The organism is Mesorhizobium sp. BR1-1-4 (genome assembly GCF_020165375.1).
GTDB classification, from domain to species: Bacteria; Pseudomonadota; Alphaproteobacteria; order Rhizobiales; family Rhizobiaceae; genus Mesorhizobium; species Mesorhizobium australicum.
The window spans coordinates 189757-216169 of sequence record NZ_JAIUIB010000010.1 but is presented as its reverse complement, the minus strand read 5'-3'; the positions used below and the strand labels follow the sequence as shown (position 1 = coordinate 216169).

25 protein-coding genes and 1 tRNA gene are annotated in these 26413 nt (G+C 63.4%); 18 read left to right on the top strand and 8 right to left on the bottom strand.

From position 1 onward, the window contains the following. Positions 1 to 603: a nucleotidyltransferase family protein gene (locus LB571_RS22435; protein ID WP_224598017.1), complete on the top strand. Its 603-nt coding sequence runs from the start codon at positions 1 to 3 to the stop codon at positions 601 to 603. A 110-nt stretch (positions 604 to 713) separates the two neighbouring features. Here the strand turns inward: LB571_RS22435 and LB571_RS22430 are convergent, their stop codons facing one another. Next, positions 714 to 1709 carry an aldo/keto reductase gene (locus LB571_RS22430; RefSeq protein WP_140615160.1) on the bottom strand — a complete coding sequence of 332 codons (996 nt, stop codon included), beginning with the start codon at positions 1707 to 1709 and terminating at the stop codon, positions 714 to 716. Between the two features lie 96 nt (positions 1710 to 1805). Here LB571_RS22430 and LB571_RS22425 point away from each other — a divergent pair, with 96 nt between their 5' ends. The 6 genes from LB571_RS22425 to LB571_RS22400 all read left to right on the top strand — a co-directional run bounded on the left by LB571_RS22425 (position 1806) and on the right by LB571_RS22400 (position 8365). Next, positions 1806 to 2696, top strand: coding sequence for a LysR family transcriptional regulator (locus tag LB571_RS22425; RefSeq protein ID WP_224598015.1), 891 nt, complete (start codon positions 1806 to 1808; stop codon positions 2694 to 2696). Between the two features lie 59 nt (positions 2697 to 2755). Next, positions 2756 to 3328 carry a cytochrome b gene (locus tag LB571_RS22420; RefSeq protein ID WP_224598013.1) on the top strand — a complete coding sequence of 191 codons (573 nt, stop codon included), beginning with the start codon at positions 2756 to 2758 and terminating at the stop codon, positions 3326 to 3328. Between the two features lie 69 nt (positions 3329 to 3397). After that, positions 3398 to 3973 carry a YceI family protein gene (locus LB571_RS22415; protein WP_140719156.1) on the top strand — a complete coding sequence of 192 codons (576 nt, stop codon included), beginning with the start codon at positions 3398 to 3400 and terminating at the stop codon, positions 3971 to 3973. A gap of 124 nt (positions 3974 to 4097) precedes the next feature. Continuing rightward, complete coding sequence (locus tag LB571_RS22410) at positions 4098 to 5084, top strand: Gfo/Idh/MocA family protein (RefSeq protein WP_224598012.1); 987 nt, start codon at positions 4098 to 4100, stop codon at positions 5082 to 5084. Positions 5085 to 5123: 39 nt separating this feature from the next. Then, on the top strand, positions 5124 to 6782 hold the full coding sequence (locus tag LB571_RS22405) for an FAD-binding dehydrogenase (RefSeq protein WP_224598010.1): 1659 nt from the start codon (positions 5124 to 5126) through the stop codon (positions 6780 to 6782). Between the two features lie 365 nt (positions 6783 to 7147). Beyond that, positions 7148 to 8365, top strand: a complete 1218-nt coding sequence (locus LB571_RS22400) for an NAD(P)/FAD-dependent oxidoreductase (RefSeq protein ID WP_224597995.1) — start codon at positions 7148 to 7150, stop codon at positions 8363 to 8365. A 116-nt stretch (positions 8366 to 8481) separates the two neighbouring features. Here LB571_RS22400 and LB571_RS22395 read toward each other — a convergent pair. Continuing rightward, positions 8482 to 8558 (bottom strand) — tRNA-Arg (locus tag LB571_RS22395). A gap of 258 nt (positions 8559 to 8816) precedes the next feature. Beyond that, entirely contained in the window at positions 8817 to 10304 is a 1488-nt protein-coding gene (locus LB571_RS22390) for an ATP-binding protein (RefSeq protein WP_140875804.1), read from the bottom strand. A gap of 277 nt (positions 10305 to 10581) precedes the next feature. Here LB571_RS22390 and rpmH point away from each other — a divergent pair, with 277 nt between their 5' ends. From rpmH to LB571_RS22360, 6 genes are all read left to right on the top strand, one after another. After that, positions 10582 to 10716: a 50S ribosomal protein L34 gene (rpmH, locus tag LB571_RS22385; protein ID WP_008833937.1), complete on the top strand. Its 135-nt coding sequence runs from the start codon at positions 10582 to 10584 to the stop codon at positions 10714 to 10716. Between the two features lie 14 nt (positions 10717 to 10730). Further along, on the top strand, positions 10731 to 11084 hold the full coding sequence (gene rnpA / locus LB571_RS22380; RefSeq protein WP_015314390.1) for a ribonuclease P protein component: 354 nt from the start codon (positions 10731 to 10733) through the stop codon (positions 11082 to 11084). 14 nt (positions 11085 to 11098) lie between these two features. Continuing rightward, positions 11099 to 12919, top strand: a complete 1821-nt coding sequence (yidC, locus tag LB571_RS22375; protein WP_015314391.1) for a membrane protein insertase YidC — start codon at positions 11099 to 11101, stop codon at positions 12917 to 12919. A 383-nt stretch (positions 12920 to 13302) separates the two neighbouring features. Further along, positions 13303 to 13521 (top strand): hypothetical protein, encoded by a 219-nt coding sequence (locus LB571_RS22370; protein ID WP_015314392.1) that lies wholly within the window; start codon positions 13303 to 13305, stop codon positions 13519 to 13521. A gap of 140 nt (positions 13522 to 13661) precedes the next feature. Next, complete coding sequence (locus tag LB571_RS22365; protein WP_224597992.1) at positions 13662 to 15632, top strand: protein-L-isoaspartate(D-aspartate) O-methyltransferase; 1971 nt, start codon at positions 13662 to 13664, stop codon at positions 15630 to 15632. Positions 15633 to 15844: 212 nt separating this feature from the next. Then, positions 15845 to 16405 carry a fasciclin domain-containing protein gene (locus LB571_RS22360; protein ID WP_140824187.1) on the top strand — a complete coding sequence of 187 codons (561 nt, stop codon included), beginning with the start codon at positions 15845 to 15847 and terminating at the stop codon, positions 16403 to 16405. Between the two features lie 204 nt (positions 16406 to 16609). Here the strand turns inward: LB571_RS22360 and LB571_RS22355 are convergent, their stop codons facing one another. The 3 genes from LB571_RS22355 to LB571_RS22345 are packed head-to-tail and all read right to left on the bottom strand — an operon-like array spanning position 16610 to position 19903. Beyond that, positions 16610 to 18157, bottom strand: a complete 1548-nt coding sequence (locus LB571_RS22355) for a DHA2 family efflux MFS transporter permease subunit (RefSeq protein WP_140660128.1) — start codon at positions 18155 to 18157, stop codon at positions 16610 to 16612. Continuing rightward, positions 18154 to 19446: an HlyD family secretion protein gene (locus LB571_RS22350; RefSeq protein WP_224597989.1), complete on the bottom strand. Its 1293-nt coding sequence runs from the start codon at positions 19444 to 19446 to the stop codon at positions 18154 to 18156. The genes LB571_RS22355 and LB571_RS22350 overlap by 4 nt, the downstream gene beginning before the upstream one ends. After that, entirely contained in the window at positions 19439 to 19903 is a 465-nt protein-coding gene (locus tag LB571_RS22345; RefSeq protein ID WP_140660130.1) for a MarR family winged helix-turn-helix transcriptional regulator, read from the bottom strand. Before LB571_RS22345 ends, LB571_RS22350 begins: the two co-directional genes overlap by 8 nt. A gap of 116 nt (positions 19904 to 20019) precedes the next feature. Here LB571_RS22345 and LB571_RS22340 point away from each other — a divergent pair, with 116 nt between their 5' ends. The 3 genes from LB571_RS22340 to yihA all read left to right on the top strand — a co-directional run bounded on the left by LB571_RS22340 (position 20020) and on the right by yihA (position 21811). Then, positions 20020 to 20394 (top strand): hypothetical protein, encoded by a 375-nt coding sequence (locus LB571_RS22340; RefSeq protein ID WP_224597986.1) that lies wholly within the window; start codon positions 20020 to 20022, stop codon positions 20392 to 20394. Between the two features lie 122 nt (positions 20395 to 20516). Continuing rightward, entirely contained in the window at positions 20517 to 21155 is a 639-nt protein-coding gene (locus LB571_RS22335) for a CatB-related O-acetyltransferase (RefSeq protein WP_181172867.1), read from the top strand. Next, positions 21152 to 21811 (top strand): ribosome biogenesis GTP-binding protein YihA/YsxC, encoded by a 660-nt coding sequence (gene yihA, locus LB571_RS22330; RefSeq protein WP_224597983.1) that lies wholly within the window; start codon positions 21152 to 21154, stop codon positions 21809 to 21811. Before LB571_RS22335 ends, yihA begins: the two co-directional genes overlap by 4 nt. A 97-nt stretch (positions 21812 to 21908) precedes the next feature. On the opposite strand, the gene LB571_RS22325 is transcribed toward yihA, so the two are convergent. Next, entirely contained in the window at positions 21909 to 22643 is a 735-nt protein-coding gene (locus LB571_RS22325; RefSeq protein ID WP_224597980.1) for a TetR/AcrR family transcriptional regulator, read from the bottom strand. Between the two features lie 127 nt (positions 22644 to 22770). Here LB571_RS22325 and LB571_RS22320 point away from each other — a divergent pair, with 127 nt between their 5' ends. After that, positions 22771 to 23958 (top strand): HlyD family secretion protein, encoded by a 1188-nt coding sequence (locus LB571_RS22320; protein ID WP_224597977.1) that lies wholly within the window; start codon positions 22771 to 22773, stop codon positions 23956 to 23958. 85 nt (positions 23959 to 24043) lie between these two features. Beyond that, the gene (locus LB571_RS22315; RefSeq protein ID WP_411908834.1) at positions 24044 to 25639 is read left to right on the top strand and encodes a DHA2 family efflux MFS transporter permease subunit; all 1596 of its coding nucleotides are present in this window, start codon (positions 24044 to 24046) and stop codon (positions 25637 to 25639) included. Between the two features lie 118 nt (positions 25640 to 25757). Here the strand turns inward: LB571_RS22315 and msrB are convergent, their stop codons facing one another. After that, positions 25758 to 26261, bottom strand: coding sequence for a peptide-methionine (R)-S-oxide reductase MsrB (gene msrB, locus LB571_RS22310; protein ID WP_015314404.1), 504 nt, complete (start codon positions 26259 to 26261; stop codon positions 25758 to 25760). Between the last annotated feature and the right edge of the window lie 152 nt (positions 26262 to 26413).

The following is a 26413-nucleotide window of genomic DNA, read 5'->3' as shown; positions in this document are numbered from 1 at the left end:
ATGGACCATCTGCGCCATTCTGGGCTCTCCTTCGAGAAACAGCGTACGGCTTTTCTCGACATCGTCGCGGCTGACCCGCTGCTTGCCGAAACGCTGGCGAGGGTGCGCGCGCTTGCGCTGCCGGATTGGCTGGTGGTTTCCGGCGCGCTTTACAATAGCGTCTGGAACCACCTGACCGGCAAGCCATCGGGCTACGGCATCAGGGATGTCGACCTGTTTTATTTCGACGGTTCCGACCTGTCCTACGAGGCCGAAGACGCGGTGATCCAACGGGCGGCCAGGCATTTCGAAGGACTGCCGCTGCCGGTGGAAGTGCGCAACCAGGCGCGCGTGCACCTGTGGTATCCGGAAAAGTTCGGGCAGCCGTGCCCGCGCTATACGAGTGCCAGCCAATCCGTCAGCTATTTTGCCTCGAAGACGCATGCGGTGGGGGTGCGGTTCGACGGGGACGGGCAGCTGGACCTCGTGGCGCCGTTCGGGCTCGACGACCTTTTTTCGTTTCGAATTACGCCCAGCCGGCTGATGGATAACCGGAAGACGCATGAGGAGAAGGGCGCGCGAGCGCGGGCGTATTGGCCGGAGATTACGGTGGTGCCGTGGTGAGCTAACAGAGTTTCAGGTTGGCGCGAGGCACCCCCCTCTGTCACAGAGGGGGGTGCCTCGCGCCAACGCCCTTTAATTCGCTGCATAAAAGGGCGCGCCCTTTTCCACCTTCACCCATTCACCAGCGCCAGCAACTCCTCCGTATAGCGCTTGCCCATAACCTTGTCGGGCGACAGCGCATCGCCGATCGCCGCGACCTCTGCCGCGCTGAGCACGATGTCAGCCGCCGCCGTATTCTGCTCCAAATGGCGGATTTTTCGCGCACCCGGGATCGGCACGATGAAGTCGCCCTGGTGCAGCACCCAGGCCAGCGCCAGCTGCGCCGAGGTGACGCCCTTCTCCATCGCCATCCTTTCCAGCGTGGCGATCACCTTGCCATTGGCTTCCATGGCGTCGGCCTGGAAGCGCGGCAAGGTGCGGCGCCAATCGTCGTCGCTCAGGGTCTCCGGCCTCGCGATGGTGCCGGTGAGCAGGCCGCGGCCGAGCGGGCTGTAGGGCACGAAGCCAATGCCCAACTCGCGGCAGACGGCGAATGTCTCGTCTTCCGGGTCGCGGCTCCACAGCGAGTATTCGCTCTGCACTGCTGATATCGGGTGCACTGCGTGTGCCCGGCGGATGGTGGCGGCACTTGCCTCCGACAGGCCAAGCGCCCGCACCTTGCCCTCGCGCACCAGCTCGGCCATGGCGCCGACCGTATCCTCGATCGGCACGTCCGGGTCGACGCGGTGCTGGTAGTAGAGGTCGATGACATCGGTGCCGAGCCGCTTCAGCGACGCCTCGGCGACGGCCTTGACGTGCTCGGGACGGCTGTCGACACCGGCCATGCGATCCATGCCGGTGCCTTCCTCCAGGATCTTGAAGCCGAATTTGGTCGCGATCGTCACCTTATCGCGAACCGATTTCAGCGCTTTGCCCAGCAGGATCTCGTTCTCGTAGGGGCCGTAGACCTCGGCCGTGTCGAAGAAGTTGACACCTATCTCGACGGCGCGGTGCAAGGTGGCGATCGCCTCGGCTTCCGGCTGGCCGCCATAGGCAAAGCTCATGCCCATGCAACCGAGGCCGACCGGATAGACTTCGAGTTCAGTTCCTAGCTTGCGGGTTTTCATCACGCATCTCCTTGTTGTGATGCCTAGGAAATAACGCCTTGCAGCACGTTCGATAATCGGCTCTTCTTCGTACGGGTCGTTCCATGAAATAGATCAATGAATCGGGCACATCTCTCACAGCTCGCGGTGCTGGCAACCGTTGCCCAATGCGGCAGTTTTCGCGGCGCGGCCAGGGAACTGGCGATAGCTCCCTCCGCGGTGAGCCACGCGGTCTCCAGCCTGGAGGCACGGCTTGGCGTGCGCCTTTTGGCGCGCAGCACACGCAGTGTCGCTCCGACCGAGGAAGGCGCGCAATTGCTGGAGCGATTGCGCCCGGCGCTTTCCGAGATCGACCTGGCGCTGGAGACGGCCGTCGAGGCGCGCGACCGGCCCGCCGGGAACTTGCGGCTCAGCGTGCCGCGCACGTCAGCGCATCTGGTGCTGACGCCACGGCTCAGCGCCTTTGCATCAGCCTATCCCGACATCGTGCTGGAGATCATCATCGAGGATCGTTTCACCGACGTGGTGGCAGGCGGTTTCGATGCTGGTGTCAGGCTCGGCGAGAGCCTGCAGCGCGACATGATCGCGGTGCGCATCGGGCCGGACATTCGCGGCGCGGTGGTGGGCGCGCCATCCTATTTCGAGAGCATGCCCCGGCCCCGCCACCCGCGCGATCTTGCCGAGCATCGCTGCATCCGCTTCCGCTTCTCCAGCGGCATTCTCTACCGCTGGGAATTCGAAAAGGACGGCGAGGAGGTCGAGATCGCGGTGCAAGGGCCGCTGATCCTCGACGAGGACCATCTGATCGCCCAGGCCGCGATCGACGGCGCCGGGCTCGCCTTCGTTTTCGAGGACTATGTCCGCGCGCCGCTTGCCGACGGACGGCTGATCCGCGTGCTGGAGGACTGGTGCCCACCCTTTGACGGATTCTTCGTCTACTACCCGAGCCGCCGCCAGATGCGGCCGGCGCTGAGGGCTTTCGTCGATTTCTTCAAGGTGAGTGGGTAGGCAACTCTCCTCCTCCTCGGCAAGGGGAAGAAAGCTGACCGCCCCAACGTTCGCCTCGCATGCAGGCTTCAATCACCAACACCGCGACCCGCTATGGATGGGCAACCATTATCCTCCACTGGCTGATCGGGATTATCTTCATCGGCCAGTTCATGCTCGGCTTCGTCATGGTCAGGACCCCGAGCCAACGCACGGCCTTCGAACTGATCCAGCTGCACAAATCCCTGGGCTTCCTGCTGCTGGGGCTCATCATCCTGCGTATAGCCTGGCGGCTCGGCAATGCGGCACCGCCCTTGCCGCCTTCTGTCGGCGCCCTGGAGCGCCGCTCGGCGCCGCTGGCGCATCTGGCGCTCTATGCCTTCCAGATCGCCCTGCCCCTGTCAGGCTGGGCGCTGGTGTCGGTCTCGACGCTGGAGATTCCCAGCATGCCGTTCAACCTGTTCGTCATGCCGAACCTGCCGCTCGCCGAATCCGATGCCGCCGAAAGCTTTTGGACGTCGGCACACTGGTATCTCGCCTATGCCGGCGCGGCGCTTGTCGCCCTGCATGTCGCGGCTGCCCTGCGCCACCGTTTCCTGCTTCGCGACGGGGTGCTCGCGCGTATGATCACGCCTTCGTCAGCCGGGGAATAGAAGGCGCCTTGGTCTCGTTTGTGGGGTGAGGACGCCAGAGAGCGCTGCCTCCTAACAAGGAACAACCCAATGCGTGCGCGAATCCTCGGATTGGCGGCTATCGCCGCCTGCCTTGCCATGCCTGTTTATGCGGCGGTCGTGCTCGGCGATGCCGCCGGCAGCTATACGATCAGCCAAACTGGCTCCGCGATCCGCTTCACCATCGGCAAGGCCGGCGGCGGCGGTTTCGACGGCGCCTTTGCCCGTTTCAAGGGCATGATCCGCATCGACAACAATGATGTCGGCCGTTCGAAAGTCGACCTGACCATCTATCCCGAAAGCGTCGGCACCGGCCAAGGCCGCATTGATGCGTTCCTGCGCTCCGACGCGGTGTTCGACGCGGCCAACAGTCCCGAAATCCAGTTCCGCTCGACCAGCGTGACCCGCACCGGCGACACGTCGGCCCTTGTCACCGGCAGGCTGACGGCGCGCGGCAAGACGTTTCCGGAAAAATTCACCGCCGAGCTCGACGGGTTGAAGGGCGGGACGATCAAATTCCATGTCACCGGCAAGGTGCTGCGCTCGCGCTACGGCATGGATGTCGGCACGCCGCTCTATTCCAACGTCGTCGATTTCGACATGACGCTGACCGGGAAAAGGGGCTAGCGCGCGGCTGAGGTACCTGGGTTCCTTGCCCGCTTTCGTGGGGCGAGGAACCGAGCGACCTGCATTGGCTTTTCCAGCGATTTCAGGCAAACCTCCTTGCCTGTAATCTATAGGGAGAAGCGTGATGTTCCGATGGGGTGTGTTGTCGACGGCCAAGATCGGCCGCGAGCAGCTGTTGCCGGCAATCGTCGAAGCGGAGAACGGCGTGCTGTCGGCAATCGCCAGCCGCGACCTAGCGAAGGCCAAGGCATTGGGCGACCGCTTTGGCGCGCGCCATGCCTTCGGCTCCTATGAGGAGTTGCTCGCTTCCAACGAGGTCGATGGCGTCTACATCCCGTTGCCGACCTCGCAGCATGTCGAATGGACTGCAAAAGCCATCGAAGCGGGCAAGCATGTGCTGGTCGAAAAGCCGCTGGCACTCGATGCCAAGGACATCGCGCCGCTGATCAAGTTGCGCGACCAGAAGAAGGTGCTGGTCTGCGAAGCCTTCATGGTTATCTACCACCCGCAGTGGATCAAGGTGCGTGATCTCATCGCCAGCGGCGCCATCGGCCGGCTGCGCCATGTGCAGGGCGCGTTTTCCTACTACAATGTCGACCCCAACAACATGCGCAACAAGCTCGATCTCGGCGGCGGCGCGCTGCCCGATATCGGCGTCTACCCGACCGTGTCGACGCGCTTCTCGACCGGCAAGGAGCCGCTGCGCGTACAGGCGACGATCGAGCGCGACAAGACATTCGGCACCGACATCTATTCATCGATCCGCGCCGATTTCGGCGATTTCGAGCTGTCCTTCTACCTGTCGACGCAGATGGCGGCGCGGCAGATGATGGTGTTCCACGGCGAGAAGGGTTTCATCGAACTGTTCTCGCCCTTCAATGCCGGGCTCTACGACCATCACCGCGTCGAACTGCACAACCAGAACCACACCGAGGCGCAGGTGTTCCGCTTCCCCGGCACGCAGCAATACAGGCTCGAGGTCGAGACCTTCGCGCGGGCAGCTCTTGGCGGCAAGGAGCGCGTCTTCACGCTGGAAGAATCCGTGCTCAACCAGAAAGTCATCGACGCCATCTTCCGCGCCGGCGACACAGGCGGCTGGGAGACCGTCTGAAACCCATATTACATAGCCGGCTAATCCTGGGGAGGAAAAATGGCTGACGACGCGGATGTGATCATTGTCGGCGCCGGCCTTGCCGGACTGGTTGCCGCCGCCGAGCTTGCGGAAGCGGGCAAGAAAATCATCATCGTCGACCAGGAGCCGGAGCAATCGCTGGGCGGCCAGGCGTTCTGGTCGTTCGGCGGGCTTTTCCTCGTCGATTCACAGGAGCAGCGGCGCATGCGCATCCGCGACTCCCATGACCTGGCGCTCGAGGACTGGATGGGCACCGCCGCCTTCGACCGGCCGGAAGACCACTGGCCACGCAAATGGGCCGAGGCCTATGTCGGCTTCGCCGCCGGCGAGAAGCGCTCCTGGCTGATCGAGCGCGGCCTGAAATTCTTTCCTGTCGTCGGCTGGGCCGAGCGCGGCGGCGGCAACGCCATCGGCCACGGCAATTCGGTACCGCGCTTCCACATCACCTGGGGCACCGGTCCCGGCGTGCTCGAACCTTTCGTGCTGCGCGTGCGCGAGGCGCAAAAGCGTGGATTGATCGACTTCAGGTTTCGTCACCGGGTCAATGCCCTGACGCGGACGGGTGCAGCCGTGACCGGCGTACAGGGCGACATCCTGCAACCGAGCCCTGTCGAGCGCGGCCACAGGAGTCCGCGCGACGTATCAGGCGGTTTCGCATTGCAAGCGCAGGCGGTGATCGTCGCCTCCGGCGGCATTGGCGCCAACCATCGGCTGGTGCGGGAAAACTGGCCCAAGCGGCTGGGCAACGCGCCGCAGCGCATGATCACCGGCGTGCCGGACCATGTCGACGGCCGCATGCTGGCCATATCGGAACACGCCGGCGGCAGGGTCATCAACCGCGACCGCATGTGGCACTATGTCGAGGGCGTCAAGAACTGGGCGCCGATCTGGACAGACCATGCGATCCGCATCCTGCCCGGCCCATCCTCGCTGTGGCTCGATGCCCGGGGAAAACGCCTGCCAGTGCCACTCTATCCCGGCTTCGACACGCTGGGCACGCTTAGCCATATCATGAGCACCGGCTTCGACTATTCCTGGTTCATCCTGACGAAAAAGATCATCCAGAAGGAATTCGCGCTGTCGGGCTCGGAGCAGAACCCCGACCTGACGGGAAAAAGCTGGCGCCAGGTGCTCGGTCGCGCCACGTCGGGCATTCCCGGCCCGGTCAAGGCGTTCATGGAAAAGGGCGAGGACTTCATCGTCGAGGCCAATCTTTCGAAACTGGTCGCGCGCATGAACGCGCTGGCCGGCGGCGAACCGCTGCTTGACGTCGCAACGGTCGAGCGCGAGATCCGCGCCCGCGACATGCAACTCGACAATCCGTTCTCCAAGGACATGCAGGTGACCGCGCTGCGCGGCGCGCGCGCCTATCTCGGCGACCGCCTGATCCGCACGGCAAAGCCGCACAAGATGCTCGACCCGGCGAACGGACCGCTGATCGCGGTGCGCCTCAACATCCTGACCCGCAAGACGCTGGGCGGCCTGCAGACCGATCTCGACAGCCGCGTGCTCGATGCCGGCGGCCAGCCGGTGCCGGGCCTCTATGCGGTCGGTGAAGTGGCGGGCTTCGGCGGCGGCGGCGTGCATGGCTACGCGGCGCTCGAAGGCACATTCCTGGGCGGCTGTATCTTCTCGGGCCGCAGCGCCGGCCGGGCGGCGGCACGCTCAGTGGGGTGAGACAGCGGCGTGCTGCCGGCATTTGGCTGAGCCGCTGCGACCGTGCAGCAATAAACCGCGGCTTAGGAGATTTGGCGCGCCACACCGGGTGATGAAGATGGGGACTATTGCTTCGCAGTGGCGCTATGATGCCGCCACGCGCTCCAATCGCGAAGCCTGCGACGGCCTGCCATTTTGCCCTCGCCTCATGGGCGGCTGCCGGGGTCCGGTTGCTCTTCGATAGCGGCTATGCCGGTCAATCCAGAATTGACGTGATGGGCCAGCAGCGGACCTCACCCCGGCCGCGCTCAGAGGAGGAGAGATAGCCCATCGCAATACTGCGTGATACCGTTCGATGAATGCCAATCTATCGGGGGTACGCCGCAATGATCAGCAAAGCGGATGTTATTGTCATTGGCTCCGGCGGCCTTGGCGCTGCCACCGCGTACTACTTGAGCAAGCGTAAGGGGCTCAGCGTTGCTCTGATCGACAAGCATGACATCGGATCGCAGACCTCGCCCCGCGCTGCAGGAATGGTGAGCTGCACCCGCAAAGGCGATTTGATGACTAGCCTTATCAAGGACGCGTGCCGCAAGATTGAGGCGTTTACGGAAGAAACCGGGCAACCTCTCGATTGGGTGCATTCGGGCAGTCTGAAAATCGCGCGCCGGCCGCAGGACGCGGAGGTTATCCAGGTCGACTTCGAGCGCGGGCGGCGCATGGGTCTTGATGTCGAGCTGATCTCAGCGGAGCAGGCGAGCCGCCTTAATCCGTTCTTGAAGCCGAGCGGCGTCGTTGGAGTGATGAGGATTGGCGACGACAGATATTTCGACCCGACGCAGGTTGCTGTCGGCTTCGCCAGAGCAGCGGCGGCTCAGGGCGCAACCTTGCTGCCGAAAACCGACGTACTCGCCGTGAACATCGGTGGTGGCAAGGTCACCGGCGTGAATACCGTGAAAGGCACAATTGAAGGTCCGGTCGTCGTTGATGCCGCTGGTGCGTGGACGCGGCAGGTGGCGGAGGCGAGCGGCATTCGGGTGCCCTTGGTACCCACCCGCCAGCAACTAATCGTTACGGAGCCTCTGGCTGGCGCGCGTGCGGAGCTGCCAATGGTTCGGATCATGGACGCGGCCGTGTACATGCGCCCATGTCAGGGTGGGTTTCTTTGGGGCGTCTACGAGGATGCACCGCGCTTTTTCGATATGCAATCGCTCGGGCCTGGATTTGATGTCAAGGACATGCCGCTCGACATCGAGATACTTCATTCAGCTGCGACCGAAGTGACGGATCAACTGCCGATACTGCAAAAGGCTAAGGTGCGAGAATTTCGCGGTGGCATCCCCACAATGACCGCTGACGGTCATCACATCCTTGGCCCAGTTCCAGGAATTGACGGCTTCCATTTCGCAAGCGGTTGCAATGTTGCCGGCCTCTCAATCTCGCCGACGGTCGGAGAGGCACTCGCAACCTGGATTGTCGATGGTAAGCCACCGGTTGATCTCTCGCCGATGTCCGTCATGCGCTTCAAGGACACGTCGTGGTCCGAGGCTGAATTGCAGCGGGAAGCCGCCTGGCAATATCGGCACTTCTATGGCGCAGTTTGACCACGATAGGGCCACGTGTAGACCCCGAGGGCTAGCCGCCGACACGCCGACAAAGCGACGGAATTACGGTGAATCGCAGAGCCGGTCGATTTTGGCATGAATAGCGAATTCCGAAATGGCGCGCCCGAAGAGATTCGAACTCCTGACCCCCAGATTCGTAGTCTGGTGCTCTATCCAGCTGAGCTACGGGCGCGCATCAGGCCATGTTTTCGACGGCCCCGCGATCCGGTCCGAAAGACCGGCCGCGAATGTGTGCAGTTCCCTAACGACTGAATTCGCGAAAAGCAAGCCGATCCGGCAAAAGTTTTGTCGCAAGCCTGTCATGCGGCGATGCCGGCGCTCATCCCGGCACTTCGAGCCGCTGTGACTGGCCTGATCCTGGCGATCGGGAACTGTTGGAGAGAGCGACGGGTCCGCAAGGTGGTAATCTCGGGAAACGGGACGGAAGCCGTCAGGCTGGGCGGCGCAGGCTGCCACGGGCCTGGTCGAGCCGCACCGGCTGGTCGGGGATGGTGACGGCGAATGTGGTGCGCCCGCCGATCGATTCGACCAATTCCACCGTGCCGCCATGCGCCCTGATCAGTTCATGCGCGATCGCCAGGCCAAGGCCGGTGCCGCCGCTGCGCGCCGAGCCGCGGAAGGCCGCGAACAGGTTTTCGCGCGCCTTCGGCGGCAGGCCGGGGCCGGTGTCGGTGACGGCGATGCGGCTGACGCTGCCCATGCGCTCGGCCGAGACCGCCAGCCGCCGCACCACGGCGCTTTCGGTATCGGCCGCCATCGCCTGCACCGAGTTGCGGCAAAGATTGGTGAGCACCCGGAAGAGCTGGTCGGAATCGGCATCCACCTCGAAAGCCATCTCGACCGCGTTGATGAACTCGATGCCCTGCTCGATGTCGAGCAGGCCGTGCACGTCCTCGACCAGTTGGCGCAGCCTCACCCTGCGGCGCGACGGCGGCGGCTCCTGCGTGCGGCCGTAATGAAGCACACCCTCCGAATAGGAGACGGCGCGGTCGAGCGCGCGCAGAAGCTTCGGCGCAAAGGCCTGCACGGTCGGATCCTTGACCAGGCGCAGGCGGTCCGACATCAGCTGGGCGGAGGCCAGGATGTTGCGCATGTCGTGGTTGATCTTCGACACGGCGAGACCGAGGTCGGCCAGATGCTTCTGCTCGGCCAGCATCTTTTGCAGCCGCTCCTGCATCTGCGACAGTTCGCGCTCGGCCACTCCGATCTCGTCGGAACGAGCAGCGGGGCGGATGATCCGTCCAGGGTCGTCGGGAGCTTCCGAGAAGGAGAGCATCGAGCGCGTCATGGTGCGGATCGGCCCGATCATGATCAGGTCGATCGCCGCATAGACCAGCATGGCCGTGAACAGCGAGATCAATAGCGACACGAAAGCGACGTTGCGCGAATAGATGAGCATGGCTTTGCGGAGCGAGTAGTCCGGCATGATCAGCTCGAACTCCTTGTCGCTGTCGCCGACCGGTCCGAAGACGCGCAGCATCCTGTCGCCGCCGAAAAACAGCGTATCCAGCGCGCCAGTCATGCCCTTGATCATGCCGACGCTGGCGAGATCGATGTGTTCGTCGACCTGCGGCGGCATGTCGGCCACCACCAGAAGCCGCGACACGCCGCCGTCGCGCACCGCGATCGCCTTGGCGCCGATCGCCATCAGCACGTCATTCTGGGCCGTACGCGACAGCGAGGTCGACTCGCCCTGCACCAGCACGATCGACACGGCTGCGGCCGTGCTCAGCCTCTCCTTGAGCCAGCTCAGCCGGTAACTGGCGATCCAGGGCAGGAAGATGAGCACTTCGGCCAGCAGCACGAAAACGATGGTGAGCAGCAGCAGCTTCGTTGACAGACCACGCGACAGCGGTACCGTGCGGACAGCGGCTGACGCCGGTCCGGTCCCTTCCCCTGCTTGGCTGGCTTCGCTCATGCGACTCGATCTTCACAATCACTTGATCAGCCAAGATTAGGCGATTACGGCTTTTTTGCCAATTTCTCCCTTGGTCGGAAAAATAGATGCTCCAAAACAGGTGCGTCTTTAGGGCGCCGACGCCGGATTGACTTCCAAAACCCTTCTTTCTATAAGCCCGCTCACGCTCGGGCCATTCGTCCCGGCGCGGTTTCGATCGCGCCAAAACCGGCCCGGCAAAGCTCCTGTTACAAAGTGACAGAATCAAGAAGGGCCGCACCCCGCGGTATTAAAACAAATGAAGCGTACCTACCAACCGTCCAAACTCGTCCGCAAACGCCGGCACGGCTTCCGTGCCCGCATGGCCACCAAGGGTGGCCGTGGCGTCGTCGCAGCTCGCCGCAACCGCGGCCGCAAGCGGCTCAGCGCCTAAGCGAGACGAGATCGTTGCCCGCAACCGGCAAGCCAGTGGGGCAAAATCCCGAGCGGCTTCTGAAACGCGCGGAATTCCTGGCCGTCCGTCGTGGTGAAAAGCGACGCGGACGGTTTTTCCTCGTCGAGGTCCTCGACCGCGGCGATGGCGGGGTGCCGCGCGTCGGCTACACCGTCACCAAGAAGGTCGGCAACGCCGTTGTGCGCAACCGCGTCAGGCGCCGGCTGAAAGAAGCCGTCCGCGTCCATGCCGCAGATGACATGGTGCCCGGCAATGATTATGTCATCGTCGGGCGCGATGATGCGCTGCGCGCCCCTTTCGGCCAGTTGAAGGCCGAACTCTCCCGCCGACTTCGCGGAACACGATAGGCCAAGGGCTCTCGATGGAAAACAACCGGAACTTCTTCATCACCATCGCCCTGTCGGTGCTGATCCTGGCGGTATGGCAGTACTTCTACGTGCTGCCGCGCAGCGAGGCGCAGCGCGAGGCCGCCAAAATCGAGCAGCAGCGCGTCGAGGAACAGAAGAAGGCGGCCGATGCGGCCAATCCGGGCGCATCGACACCGGCCCCAGGCGCGACCACCCCGGGCGCCATTCCCAACGCGCCCGGTGGTGACGTGGTCACCGTGGCCGGCCGCGATCAGGCGCTGGCGGCATCCAAGCGCGTCAAGATCGACACGCCGAGCCTCGAGGGCTCGATCAATTTGACCGGCGCGCGGCTCGACGACCTCAAGCTCAAGCACTACACCGAGACGGTCGACAAGAATTCGCCCGAGATCGAGCTGCTCAACCCGCAGGCGCTGCCCACCGGCTATTTCGCCGAGATCGGCTTTGTCGGCAACGACAAGACCGGCGCGGTGCCGGGTGCGGAGACGGTGTGGAGCGTGGACGGCAATCCGACGCTGACCCCGTCGACGCCGGTGACGCTCACCTACACCAATGACAAGGGCCTGACCTTCAAGCGCACCTTCTCCGTCGACGCAAACTACATGTTCACCGTGTCGGACACGGTGCAGAATTCAGGCTCGAGCGCGGTTTCGCTGTTCAACTATGGCCGTGTCACGCGCTACGACAAGCCGGCCGTCGCCAGCACCTATGTGCTGCATGAAGGCCTCATCGGCTTCACCGGCACGGAAGGCCTGCAGGAACACAAATACGCCTCGGTCGAGAAGGACAAACAGTACCAGCCTGGCAAGTCGACCGACGGCTGGCTCGGCATCACCGACAAATATTGGGCCGTCACGCTGGTGCCGACCGAGAAGCAGCCGTTCCAGCCGCGCTATGCGTATTTCGAGGATGGCCGCCACCGTTACCAGTCCGACTTCCTGACCGACCCGATCAATGTCGAGGCCGGCCAGTCGGCGACCGTCGAGACCGAAATCTTCGCCGGCGCCAAGGAAGTCGGCAAGATCAACGCCTATGCCGAAGAGCGCCATATCAAGCGGTTCGACCTTTTGATCGACTGGGGCTGGTTCCACTTCATCACCAAGCCGATGTTCTGGCTGATCGACACGCTCTACAAGTTCCTCGGCAATTTCGGGCTGGCGATCCTGGCCACCACGGTCATCGTGAAAGCCATTTTCTTCCCGCTCGCCAACAAGTCATACGCGTCGATGGCGAACATGAAGAAGGTGCAGCCCAAGATGCTCGAGATCCGCGAGAAATACGCGGACGACAAGATGAAGCAGCAGCAGGCGATGATGGAGCTGTACAAGACCGAGAAGATCAATCCGCTCGCCGGCTGCTGGCCGGTGGCGCTGCAGATCCCGGTCTTCTTCTCCCTCTACAAGGTGCTCTACATCACCATCGAGATGCGGCATGCGCCGTTCTTCGGCTGGATCCAGGATCTGGCCGCGCCCGATCCGACCTCGATCTTCAACCTGTTCGGGCTGGTTCCGGTCACGCTGCCGCATATGCTGATGATCGGTGTGTGGCCGCTGATCATGGGCGTCACCATGTTCCTGCAGATGCGCATGAACCCGACGCCGCCGGACCCGACGCAGGCTGCGATCTTCACCTGGATGCCGGTCATCTTCACCTTCATGATGGCCGGATTCCCGGCGGGTCTCGTCATCTACTGGGCCTGGAACAACACGCTGTCGATCCTGCAGCAGGGCGTGATCATGAAGCGCCAGGGCGCCAAGATCGAGCTGTGGGACAATCTGGTGGCGCTGTTCCGCAAGAAACCGTCACCGGCGGAATAGCGGCACCTCTTAGGCAAGAGAGCCCGCCCCAGCCGACTGAGCCATAAAGTTGGGCGGTCTCGGCAAGCAAGCAGATCTGACGGCTGGGTCCTGCGTTCTACAGGGCCCAGCCTTTTAGTTTCAGCGATGCAGCGTGCGATGCGGTGGTCCGGCACGCGATGAGGACAGGCACCGAGCCGGCATTTCCTGGTCTCCGTCATTACCGGCAAATCAGCCGACCCTCGCCGCTGCCGGATTGTCCCGCATGGAACTTATCCTGCGTTCAAGAGTTCGCGCAAAAGGCTTCCTAAGCTCCCGCGTGGAGAGGATCAGGTCGGCGCGCCCATCCAAATTCAAGGCAGTGGATCGACCTCATCACATGCTAATTGCAGAGAGGCATTCCGATGAGCAGCAACATTCACCCAAAGACGGCCAAGCCCACCAACAAGGATTTGAAGCAGAATCCCGGGATCGGCGCCTCCAGGGGCACGATCAAGGGAGGCAATCTTCTCGACGAGGACGAGGAACTGGACGGCGAGAACACTTTCAAGGGAGATGTCGATAACGACACCACGCCGCAAGGCGGCGTCAATCCGCGACAGACCGGGCGAACCAACCAATAAGCCTGCGCGATCGGCGTGGGCTGCCGAGGAAGACAGGATGGTCCGTGCCCGGGAGCCGGAAGAGCGAATGGCACCGAAAACGACTTCGCTCTCGAGATGACATCACGTCGATCCGATCAATCGCCTGATTGGAGGCTCTCATGCTGGATTTCGAGCACGCCAGGCATCGGATGGTGGAGGCGCACATCGCGCGCCGTGGAGTGCATGACAGGCGGGTTCTGAATGCGGTACGCCGGGTTGCGCGAGAGCAATTCGTCGACGAGGGTTTCGAGGAATTCGCCTATGAGGACAGTCCGCTGCCGATCGGCAGCGGACAGACGATCTCGCAACCCTTCATCGTGGCGAAAATGGCGGAGATGGCCGAGATCGAGGCGACCGATCGCGTGCTGGAAATCGGCACCGGCTCGGGCTACGCGGCGGCTGTGCTGGCCGAACTTGCTGAACACGTCTTCACCATAGAGCGGCATCGATCGCTCGCGCAGCAGGCGGAGCGGCGGCTCAATGCCGCCGGGTATCGAAATATCGAGGTCCGGGTCGGCGACGGCACAAAAGGCTGGCAGGAAAAGGCGCCGTTTGACGCCATCGTCGTCGCGGCCGCCGGAACGTCCATCCCCCTCGGCTTGCAGGAGCAGTTGGAGATCGGCGGCAGGCTGATCATCCCGGTCGGTGAAGACCTCTACTCCCAGCGGCTCGTTCGCGTCACGCGGATCGCTGCAAACAAGTTCGAGGAGGAGGACCTCGGTGGTGTCATGTTCGTGCCGCTGATCGGCGAGCACGGCGGACACGACGAAAACGCATCGGTGCGCGAGGCGCGCGCTCCTCCATTGCCGCAGCAAATTGCAAGGGCGGCCGAAGATTTGCCGCAGATCGACGATCCGGCCTTCGGCGCGATGTTCGATCGGTTCGGCAGCCGGCGCGTCGTCCTGCTCGGGGAGGCGAGCCACGGCACTTCGGAATTTTATCGTGCCCGTGCGGCTGTCACCCGACGCCTCCTCCAGCGACACGGCTTCACCATCGTGGCCGTCGAGGCGGATTGGCCGGATGCGGCGCAGATCAACCGGTATGTTCGCGGAGGGGAGCGGCGGTCGGATGCGCAGCCGCTCTTCCAGCGCTTCCCGACCTGGATGTGGCGCAACGCCGAGGTGTCCGAATTCATCGGCTGGCTGCATGAATACAACCGGGATGTGCCCGGTCATGCGCGGAAAGCAGGCTTTTATGGGCTCGATCTCTACAATATGAGCGGCTCGATCGCCACGGTGCTTGCCTATCTGGACAAGGTCGATCCCGAAGCGGCCGCCGTCGCGCGCGAGCGCTATGGCTGTCTGATGCCCTGGCAGAACGAGCCCAGCACCTACGGACGCGCGGCGCTGCGGCCGGGCTACAGAACCTGCGAAGAGGCCGTTGTGCGACAGTGCATGGATCTGTTCGAGCGATCCATGATGGAGGGCGACGGCGATCTCCTCGACGCCAAGCAGAGTGCACGTCTGGTCGCATCGGCCGAGCGCTACTACCGCGTGATGTATTATGGTGGCGCCGAGACCTGGAACCTCCGCGATCGGCACATGTTTGAAACGCTCGATCAACTTCTCGAAGCGCATGGGCCGAAGTCGAAGGCCGTGGTGTGGGCGCATAACTCGCATATCGGGGACGCGCGGCATACCGACATGGGCACTGTCCGTGACGAGTTGAACATCGGCCAGCTCTGCCGGGAGCGCTTCGGTGCCCAGACGGCGCTGATCGGCTTCGGGACGGATACCGGTACCGTCGCCTGTGCCTCGGATTGGGACCGTGAGATGGAGGTAAAGGACGTAAATCCGTCGCTGCCGGGCAGCTTCGAGCGGCTGTGTCACGAGAGCGGCAAACCGTCGTTCCTGCTGGATTTTGAGCGCCATGGCCAGCTCGGCGCCGACCTGGCGGCGCCGAGGCCGGAACGCTATATCGGCGTCATCTACAGGCCGGAGACTGAACGGCTCAGCCATTACATGGACTCGTCCGTCTCCCGCCAGTTCGACGCCTTCGTCTGGTTCGATCGAACGTCCGCGGTCACGCCGCTCAGCAAGCCGGCCGACAGCATCGGCAAGGTACCGGATACATTTCCCTTCGGCATCTGAATGTCCGGGACTCACTTCCAGCGCCTGACGGTCGGCCTGTCCTCAATCGCGCGGCCCGTTGAAAAAGCCTGGTTCGTCCAGATATTTTCTTTGGGCAGGCCTCCATTCACGTTCCCGTGATCGGCGAAACTGCGAGCACTCGCGCGGCGTGACTGCTTGTGCGTTTCCAAAGGCTATCAATTCCGATCAGCCCTCACCCGGAGGAAGACCACATGCGCTTGCCCACATTCAGGACCATCGCCGTATCAGCCCTTGTCGCCGGCATGGCGATTGCCGCCCCAGCCTACGCCAAGAACCCGAATGTCGGCGGCGCGCCGATGTACGCCACCAAGAACATCGTGCAGAACGCGGTCAAGTCGAAGGATCACACAACGCTGGTCGCCGCCGTCAAGGCCGCCGGCCTGGTCGACACGTTGCAAAGCGCGGGTCCGTTCACCGTGTTTGCCCCGACCAACGAGGCTTTCGCCGCACTGCCGGCCGGCACCGTCGATACGCTGCTCAAGCCCGAGAACAAGGACAAGCTCACCAAGGTGCTGACCGCGCATGTCGTGGCTGGCAAGATTTCAGGCGCCGAGATGATGAAGAAGGCCAAGGCGATGGGCGGCAAATACGAGATGAAGGCCGTCTCGGGCGACACGCTCACGGCCGAGATCAAGAAAGGCAAGCTCTACATCATGGACGAGTCCGGCGGCGAGGCGAAGGTGACGATCGCCGACGTCAACCAGTCGAACGGCGTCATTCACGTCGTCAACAAGGTGCTGTTGCCGAAGTAACGGCTTCCGGCGAAAGGGGGCGTTGGCAGACCGTTGGGGCTTTCTCGGTCCGCCATCCCCGCCTCGTGACGAGGTGCCATGTTTCTTGGGAAGCCGTATCGGCGAGGCCGGGGTCCTGTCGTCCCTAACAGGACCCCGGTTTCTTTTTCCCTACCGTGCAGACGGTCGGGGTCAGCGGTCGAACGTCAACCGTTCCCAGCGGTCTCACTCCATGACGGCGCTGTGGTCGATCTTGGCCGGCGTTCCCGGTTTGCGCAGCAGAAGCACCAGCGGGATGGCGGCCAGCGACAGGAGCATCATCAGCTTGAAGTCGTTCATGTAGCTGATAACAGTCGCCTGCAGCGTCACCACGCCGTCGAGCGCGGCGCGGCCGGCGGCGGTGTAGGGGTTCATCGCCTGGAAGATCGCCGGATCGTTGAACGCCTGGTTGAAGGGCGTCACATAGGTGGCGATGCTGGCGTGGTTGATCTGCACATTCTGCGTCAGGAGCGCGGTGACCACCGATATGCCGACGCTGGAGCCGATGTTGCGCGACAGATTGTAGAGGCCGGTTCCTTCCGCGCGCCGCTCCGGCGCCAGCGTGGCGAAGGTTATGGTGGTCAGCGGCACGAACAGGAAGCCGAGCCCCGCCCCCTGGATGAACCCGGTGGAGATGATGGTCCATTGCGAAACGTCGGGCGTCCAGCCGGTCATGTCGTACATCGCCCAGGCGGTGATCAGCAGGCCGATGAGCAGCAGCCAGCGCGTGTCGACCTTGCCGATCAGCCGGCCGACCAGGAACATGCAGGCCATCGTGCCAAGCCCGCGCGGCCCCATGACGATGCCGGCCGTCACCACGGGGTAGCCCATCAGCGTCTGCAGATAGGGCGTCATCAGCGCCAGCGAGGCCAAGTAGGTGATGCCGATGATGAAGATGAAGATCATGCCGACGGCGAAATTCCGGTCCAGGAACAGTCTCGGATTGACGAAGGTGTTGCGGGCGGTGAAGGTGTGGACGAGGAAGATGTAGAAGGCCGATGCGCAGATCACCGCCTCGACGATGATCTCGGATGACGAGAACCAGTTGAGCTGCTCGCCGCGATCGAGAAACATCTGCAAGGCGGCGATGGTGATGCTGAGCATGCCGAAACCCAGCCAATCCAGCCTCGCCTTGAAGTCCAGCTTGGTTTCCAGGACGTACAGCGACACGCCGGCGAAGGCCAAGGCGCCGATCGGCACGTTGATGTAGAACACCCAGCGCCAGCTGACATTTTCGGTCAGCCAGCCGCCGATGACAGGGCCCAGCACCGGCCCGACCATCACCGAAATGCCGAACAGCGCCATCGCGGAGCCGCGCTCTTCCACACTGTAGATATCGAGCAGGATACTCTGCGAGAGCGGCACCAGAGCCGCGCCGAACAGGCCCTGCAGCAGGCGGAAGCCGACGATTTGCGGCAGCGATTGCGCGAAGCCGCACAGCACCGAGGCGACGACGAAGCCGGTGATCGAGGTCAGGAGGATGCGCTTGCGGCCGAAGCGGTTGGCGAGGTAGCCCGAAGGCGGCGTCATCACCGCCGCCGCCACGATGTAGGAGGTCAGAACCCAGTTGATCTGGTCGGCGCTGGCCGAGACGCTGCCCTGGATGTAAGGCAGCGCGACATTGGCGATGGTGGTGTCCAGCGCCTGCATGATGACGGCCAGGATCACGCAGGCAGTGATGGCGCCGCGATTGGCGACCACCGGCGTGGCAGCTGTCGCGGACGCGCTGGTCATGACTTTTGTCCGAACAGGCCGACGAGATTGGTGACGAAGTCGGGCAGGCCGCGTGCATGGCCCGTCTCGACGTCGACCACCGCGCTCATGCCGCCGCGCAGCGGCGGCTTGCCGTCGATACCATCGATCGTCACGCGCATCGGGATGCGCTGCACGACCTTGACCCAGTTGCCGGTGGTGTTCTGCGCCGGCAGCAGCGAGAAGCTCGACGAGGAGGCGGGGCTGATCGAGGCAACGGTGCCGTGCCACACGGCGCCCGGATAGGTGTCGACGCTGATCGTCGCCGTCTGTCCCGGCCTGACATAGGTCAGCTCGGTTTCCTTCGGCTCGGCCGCGATCCACAGGTCGGTCGACGAGACCAGGCTGAACGCCGGCTGCGAAGCCGGCAGGTACTTGCCGACCTGCAGTGCGTCGACATTGGTGACGATGCCGTCGAACGGCGCCTTGACCACGGAATCGCCGAGGTTGCGCTGCGCATCGTCGACGCCCGACTTGGCCTGCAGGTAGAAGGGGTTCTTCTCCACCGGCTGGTTGGCGTCGCCGCCGAGCTGGGCCAGCGTGGCCTGCGCCTGCGCCTTGGCGACGGACACTTTCTGGCGCGCGGCGACGAGGTCGTGCTGGGCGCTGTCGAAAGACGCCTTCGAGGCGGTGGAGGTCTTGAGCAGATCCTGCTGCCGCTGGAAGGCGGCCTCATAATAGGGGATGTCGGCTTGCGCCTGCTCGATCTGCGACAGCGACTGCTGGTAGCTCGCCTCCAGGGTCAGCACCTGGTTGCGCACGGTGCCGAGTTGGGCCTGGGCGGCGGCGAGAGCGGTCTCGAAGGAGGCCGGACGCAGGCGAAACAGCACGTCGCCCTTCTTCACGGCCTGGTTCTCATGCACGTCGATCTCCTCCACCGTGCCGGAGACGTCGGTGGAGACGCCGAGCGACTGGGCCTGGATATAGGCATTGTCGGTCGTCATCAGCTGGCCGCCGGTGACATAGTAATAGCCACCGACGACGAGCGCGACCGGAAGCAGCGCAAAAAGGACCGGCCGTGTCAGGCTGCGCTTCGGTTTGGCCGGAACAGGAGGGGCGACGGCGGCGGGGGTCTGCCGTGGCTGCGGCTCCTTGGCCGGAGCCTCGAGTGCCGCAGGCTCCAGGGCAACCGGCGCTTCCAGCTCGTCATTGTCGATGACGACGTTGGCTCGCCGCTGCTCCCGCTCATTGTCGAGCCGGATGATCTGGTCTGTCCGACCCGCTGGCGTCTCGTCTCCGGCGGGCTTTTTGGGGTATGTTGATTCAGCCATGTATTTTCTCCCGGTCGACGGCCGGCTGGGTGCAAGCCGCGAGCAGATTGGATTTGATCAAGCTTAGGGTTTGCAGCAGACGCTGCTGTGTTTCAGGCGAAAGGCCGGCGAAGGCCTCGTCTCGAGTTTTCTGGCCGTTGCCGCGCATGATCTCGAGCAGCGGACGGGCCTGCGGCTTCAGGTAAAGCAGCCAGGCCCTGCGGTCGGCGGGATCGGGCCGGCGCTCGATGAAGCCGCGGGCCTCCATCTTGTCGAGCAGCCGGGCGAGCGTGATCGGCACGATCTCGATAAGGTCGGCGAGCTTGTTCTGGTGGATGCCTTCATGCAGCGAAAGGTACGCCAGCACCTGCCACTGGGCGCGGGTCAGTCCCGAAGCGCGCGACCGCTGCTCGAACCGCTTGCGAAGCAGACGCGCAACGTCGTGCAGCACGAAGCTGATATTGGGGGAAGAGGGCATGGGAGGAGATCGGGGTCGATGGACAATTTTTCGTGAGCATGCTTATTATCATCATGCACATAATCCTGCTGGACGCCCCGCGCAAGACCGATTAAGCCTCGGGCAGGAAAAAACGCATGGGCCACGGCACCGCAAAGGCCGCCTGGCGATGTGGATTTGCCGGCAAGGATTTGGCGATGAATTGGATTGGGATCGCGGCCGTCACGGCTCTCATTGGGTGCCCCGGCGCCGCGGCTGCCAAGGATGCGGTCAGTTGTGGCGGCGCCGCCATGCTGGGCGGCGCGCAGCTCAATTGCAGCCACGTCGAAACCAAGGCGCCGCCGCAGTTCTGCACGTTTAGCTGGGATCTCCACACGATCGCGGGCGATCAGAAGGTCGTCGAAGGCAGCTTCATGCTGCCGCCCGGAGCGTCGAACGTTCAGGTCTATCAGGGCAGTGGGTTCGACAGCGCGCTGTCCAATCCGATCGTGATCTGCCGCGGCAACAAATGAGCATGGCGAGCAAGGAAGGCTCGCTCGTCAGCCGATTGGTGCTATAGGGCGGATCACGTTATTTTGACCAGGCGCGCGGATTGCGGATCCACGTGGCTGTCACTTCCTGGACGGACTTCGACATGGACGGACCCAACCCCGGCATCAAGCACCCGATCCCGATGCACACACGCGTCGGCTTCCTGAAGCCTCTGGTGACAGTGCCGAATATCGAGATCGGCGACTTCACCTATTATGACGACCCCGACGGGCCGGACAAGTTCGCCGAAAAATGCGTGCTGCATCACTATCCCTTCATCGGCGACAAGCTCATCATCGGCAAGTTCTGCGCCATAGCCGAAGGCGCGCGCTTCATCATGAATGGCGCCAACCACGCGATGTCCGGCTTTTCAACCTATCCGTTCAACATCTTCGGTCATGGCTGGGAAAACGGTTTTGACCCAGCCACGTGGTCGAAGGAAGTGCGCGGCGACACAATGGTCGGCAGCGATGTCTGGATCGGCATGGAGGCTGTGATCCTGCCCGGCGTGGAAATCGGCCATGGCGCCATCGTCGCCGCCAAATCGGTGGTGACGCACGATGTGCCGCCCTATGCGATCGTCGCCGGCAACGCCGCGAAAGTGGTCAAGATGCGTTTCGACGACAGGACGATCCGGCGGCTGCTGGCGGTGGCATGGTGGGATTGGCCGGTGGACAAGATCGGCCGCAACCTCGACGCCATCAGAGGCGCCGATATTTCTCTTCTGGAGGCAGCAGCTTGAACGTTCCCAACAGCACCGCGATCAGCACCGACCTGTTCACGCGCGGGTGGATCTTCATCCGCGGCGTGCCGGCCATGAAGCTCCTGCCGCCGGAAGGGCCGCCCGAGATCGCCTTCGCCGGCCGCTCCAATGTCGGCAAGTCGTCGCTGATCAATGCGCTGGTCAACCAGAAGGGCCTGGCGCGCACCTCCAATACGCCGGGGCGCACGCAGGAGCTCAACTATTTCGTGCCGGATGGATTTTCGGGCGAGGGCACCGACCTGCCGCCAATGGCGCTGGTCGACATGCCGGGCTACGGCTATGCCACCGCGCCCAAGGAGAAGGTCGACGAGTGGACCAAGCTGGTCTTCGACTATCTCAAGGGCCGGGTCACGCTGAAGCGGGTCTATGTGCTGATCGATGCCCGCCACGGTATCAAGGCCAAGGACGACGAAGTGCTGTCGCTGCTCGATAAGGCGGCGGTGTCCTACCAGATCGTGCTGACCAAGACCGACAAGATCAAGGCCGCCGGCGTGCCGCGGCTGATCGAGGAGACGCTGGCCAAGATCAAGAAGCGTCCCGCGGCGTTCCCGTTCGTGCTGGCGACGTCATCGGAAAAAGGCGAAGGCCTGGAGGAATTGCAGGCCGCGATCGTGCTCGCCGCCAATGGCGGGTAAAAAGCTGGGATAGGTCGGCCATCAGGACGGGCAGGCCCTATCTCCCTGTTTTCTCGCAATTCGGACAGAAACCTGCACGCAATTTCCTGGATTGCTTCTAAGGTTTCGCCTCGATTGCAATCATCTCGTGGCTTTCTTCATCGACGAGCTTTTCGGTGCCGTAGGCCTTCAGGAACATGTTGACGCCCGACCTGACGATGTGGTCGATCTCGTCCTGGGTCGGGGCCTTGGTGCGATAGGCGAAGATGCACTGCCGGAAAAGACCGGCCAGGCACAGTTCGGTGAACTGATAGGCGGCGAGGTCGACATCGTCGATCTCCAGCAGGCCGCGCTCGATGGCGGCGTTGAGGAACGTCACCACCTTGTCATGGCCGCGCTTGGGCCCGCGCTCGTAAAAGCGCGCGCCCATGTCTGGTATTCTGTCGGAGGCGCCGATCACCGTACGCTGCGCCTGGATGACCCTGGCCGAGGTGATCTTCATCGACAGAACCTTGCCGAACTTCACCAGCGTCTGGCGCAAGTCGTCGGCGCGGTCGAGCATGTCGTACATGTTCTTGAAGATGGTGCCGCGCTCTTCCTCGATCAGCGCTTCGAACAGCTCTTCCTTGTTGGCGAAGTAGACGTAGATGGTGCCCTTCGAGACCCCGGCCTCGCGGGTGATGTCGTTCATCGAGGCGGCCTCGAAGCCCTTTTCGATGAAGACACGACGGGCGCCATCGATGATCTGGCTGCGCTTGACCGGGTCCTGTCCAGCGGCCGGGCGGCCGCGGCGCAGACCGTCCAGCAGGTCTTCGCACGGATCGGTTTCGCTGTTGCGTACAATCTCAACCATAAAAGTCGGACCTCGAAATAATTCGAACCAATCGGTTCGATTGCCCCTTGATATGGTCCTCTTTACGCGCTATGTCAACGGCCTGATCGAACCGAACGGTTCAGTATTATAACTTTAGAGAGATGTCATGTCCTCGACCGCGTCAATATCAGCCGAAGTCCGCCCTTTCCCCAACGCCAAGGTCGCGCCGGCGACGGAAGCTCCGGAAATTCCCCTCCAGCCGGTCGTCGCACCGCCGCCGGCGGAAGCGCCGGCCAAGAAAAAGCGCTCGGTGCGCTCCTTCCTGCTGCCGATCATCGGCCTTGCCCTTCTGAGCGGCGGCGCCTGGTATGGCTATGACTACTGGACCACGGGCCGCTTCATGATCTCCACCGACGACGCCTATGTCCAGGCCGACATGGCGTTCGTCTCGCCAAAAATTTCCGGCTATGTCGACCAGGTCCTGGTCAGCGAGAACCAGCAGGTCAAGGCCGGCGATCCATTGCTGACGATCGACGCCGGCGACTACAAGATCGCCGTCGCCCAGGCCGAGGCGCAGATCGCCACGCTGGCCATGACGCTCGACCGCATCGACGCGCAGACCAAGGCCGCGCAAGCCTCGCTTCAGCAGGCACAGGCGCAGAAGGTCGCCGATCGGGCCGCCGCCGACAATGCCGGCCGGGCCCAGCAGCGCGCCGCGCAACTGGTCAAGACCCATGTCGGCACGCAGGCACAGCTGGACGACGCCCAGACCGCGCTCGACCAGGCCAATGCCGCGCTCGTCGGCGCCGACGCACAGATCGCCGCCGCGCAGGCCAATATCGGTGTGCTCGAGGCACAGCGCGCGGAATCCGCCAGCACGCTGGCATCCCTGCAGCTCGGCCGCGACAAGGCCGCGCGCGACCTCTCCTTCACGGTGCTCAAGGCGCCTTATGACGGCGTCGTCGGCAACCGCTCCGTCGAGCAGGGCGATCTGGTCAGCCCCGGCCAAAAGCTCGCCGTGGTCGTGCCTATGGACAAGCTTTACATCGTCGCCAACTTCAAGGAGACGCAGCTTGCCAGGCTCGTGCCCGGCGAAAAGGTCAACATCTCGGTCGACGCCATCGACGGCCAGCCCATCAAGGGAACCGTCTCCTCGCTGGCGCCGGCCTCGGGCGCGGTGTTCTCGCTGTTGCCGCCTGAAAACGCCACCGGCAACTTCACCAAGGTGGTGCAACGCGTTCCGGTCCGCATCGACGTACCGGCCGATGCGCTGAAGACCGGCAAGCTGCGCGCGGGCCTGAGCGTCGTCGTCGCCGTCGACAGCCGTACCGCGCCTGCCGCCACCAGTAACTGATCGCTTTTCGGAGGGCGGCTTGGTGGCTGATTGAAGCACCGAGCCGCCCGGCCTGCCTCAACGGGGCCCCAAGGAGGGCCAGGAAATGGCAACCGCAACCATCACCGCAGGATCGCCGCCGGCAATGCCGGCTGCCCCCGACACGATCTCGACGCGCCGCGTCATCGCCTTTCTGGCGATGGTGTTCGGCATGTTCATGGCGATCCTCGACATCCAGATCGTTTCGGCCTCGTTGGCCGAGATCCAGGCCGGCCTCAGCGCCAGCTCCGACGAGATCCCATGGGTGCAGACGGCCTACCTGATCGCCGAGGTGGTCATGATCCCGCTGTCGGGCTTCCTCAGCCGCATGCTGTCGACGCGCGTGCTGTTCACCGTCGCGGCGGCGGGCTTCACCGCGGCGAGCGCCCTTGCCGCGACCGCCACCAACATCGACCAGATGATCGTCTACCGCGCCGTGCAGGGCTTCATCGGCGGCGGCATGATCCCGAGCGTTTTCGCCGCGGCCTTCACCATCTTCCCACCCTCGCGCCGTGCCATCGTCTCGCCGATGATCGGCCTGGTGGCGACACTGGCGCCGACCATCGGCCCGACCGTCGGCGGCTATATCAGTCACGCTTTTTCCTGGCACTGGCTGTTCCTGGTCAATGTCGTGCCGGGCATCCTCGTGGCGACCGCTGCCTGGTCGCTGATCGATTTCGACAAGCCCAATCTCAAGCTGTTCTCGAAGTTCGACTGGTGGGGCCTGGCCGGCATGGCGGCCTTCCTCGGCTGCATGGAATACGTGCTTGAAGAAGGCCCGAACAATGACTGGCTGCAGGACCAGGGCGTCTTCATCTGCGCCATCGTGATGACCATCGGCGCGGTGATCTTCTTCTGGCGTGTCTTCACCGCCGAGGAGCCGATCGTCGACCTCAAGGCGTTCAGCAACATCAACTTCGCCTTCGGCTCGCTGTTTTCCTTCGTCATCGGCATCGGTCTCTATGGCCTGACCTATCTCTATCCGGTCTTCCTCGGACGCATCCGCGGCTACGACTCGATGATGATCGGCGAAGCGCTGTTCGTCAGCGGCCTGGCCATGTTCGTCACCGCGCCCATATCCGGCATCCTGTCGAGCAAGATGGACCTGCGGCTGATGATGATGATCGGCCTGTTCGGCTTCGCCACCGGTACCTGGTGGATGACGCACCTGACCGCCGACTGGGATTTCTACGAGCTGCTCATCCCGCAGATCCTGCGCGGCTGTTCGATGATGCTGTGCATGGTGCCGATCAACAACATCGCGCTCGGCACCTTGCCGCCGGACCGGTTGAAGAATGCGTCGGGACTGTTCAACCTGACTCGCAATCTCGGCGGCGCCGTCGGCCTCGCCCTCATCAACACCGTGCTGATCGACCGCAACGCCTTCCACTATGCCCGGCTCTCCGAGCATGTGCAGTGGGGCAGTGCCGCCGCGCAGGCCAAACTGCAGAACATGACGCTCAATTTCGAGCAGACCACCGGCCTCGACGCCACCAGTGCCGCGATCTCCAAGCTGTCGGGCATGGTCCAGCAGCAGGCGGCGCTGCTGTCCTTCATGGATGTGTTCTATCTGCTGACCGTGCTGTTCGGGACGCTGGGGTTCTTCACCATGCTGATCAGGAAGCCGGCCGCGCCCGGTGGCGGCGGAGGCGGCGGGCACTGAAGCAAGGAATCGTGGCAGCGGTTTTCGGGAAGCTCCTCCAGTCCACGCCCGAAAGCTCCGACCCACGCAAAAAACTCCGGGCCGCAAAGCCCGGAGTTTTTTTATTGCCTTTGGGTCCTCAGGCGGCGGCGGGCTTGAAGGTCAGCGCCACCCCATTGATGCAGTGGCGCAGGCCGGTCGGCGCCGGACCGTCATCGAAGACATGGCCGAGATGGCCTCCGCAGCGGCGGCAATGCACTTCGGTGCGGGTCATGCCCAGCGACCGGTCCTCGGTCTTGCCGATGCCATTGGCGATCTCTTGCCAGAAACTCGGCCAGCCGGTGCCGGAATCGAATTTCGTCTCCGAGGGATAGACCGGCAGGTCGCAGCCGGCGCAGGCGAAGATGCCCTTGCGGTGTTCGTTGAGCAGCGGGCTGGTGCCTGGATATTCGGTGCCTTCCTTGCGCAGGACGTTAAAGGCGGCCGGCGACAGGATGGCTTTCCACTCGTCCTCGGTCTTGGCGACCTCGAATTTTTCGGCGGCCTGCGCGGCCTGCGGGCTGCCCATGCGCAGCATTGCTGCCGCGGTTCCGATGACGCCGATAGCGGCGGCACCGCTCAAAAGAAAGTCGCGACGGTTCATGACCAGTTCCTCCTGTCGTCTGTTTTGCCAAACTATGCCGCCGCCCGAAAGTCAAAAGCCGGTGACGGTTGCCCCAAACGACACTCCGCGCCGTCCACTTTCGATCGTGGGCGGCGCGGAGCACGCGTGTCGATTGCGGATCACGGGAGCGA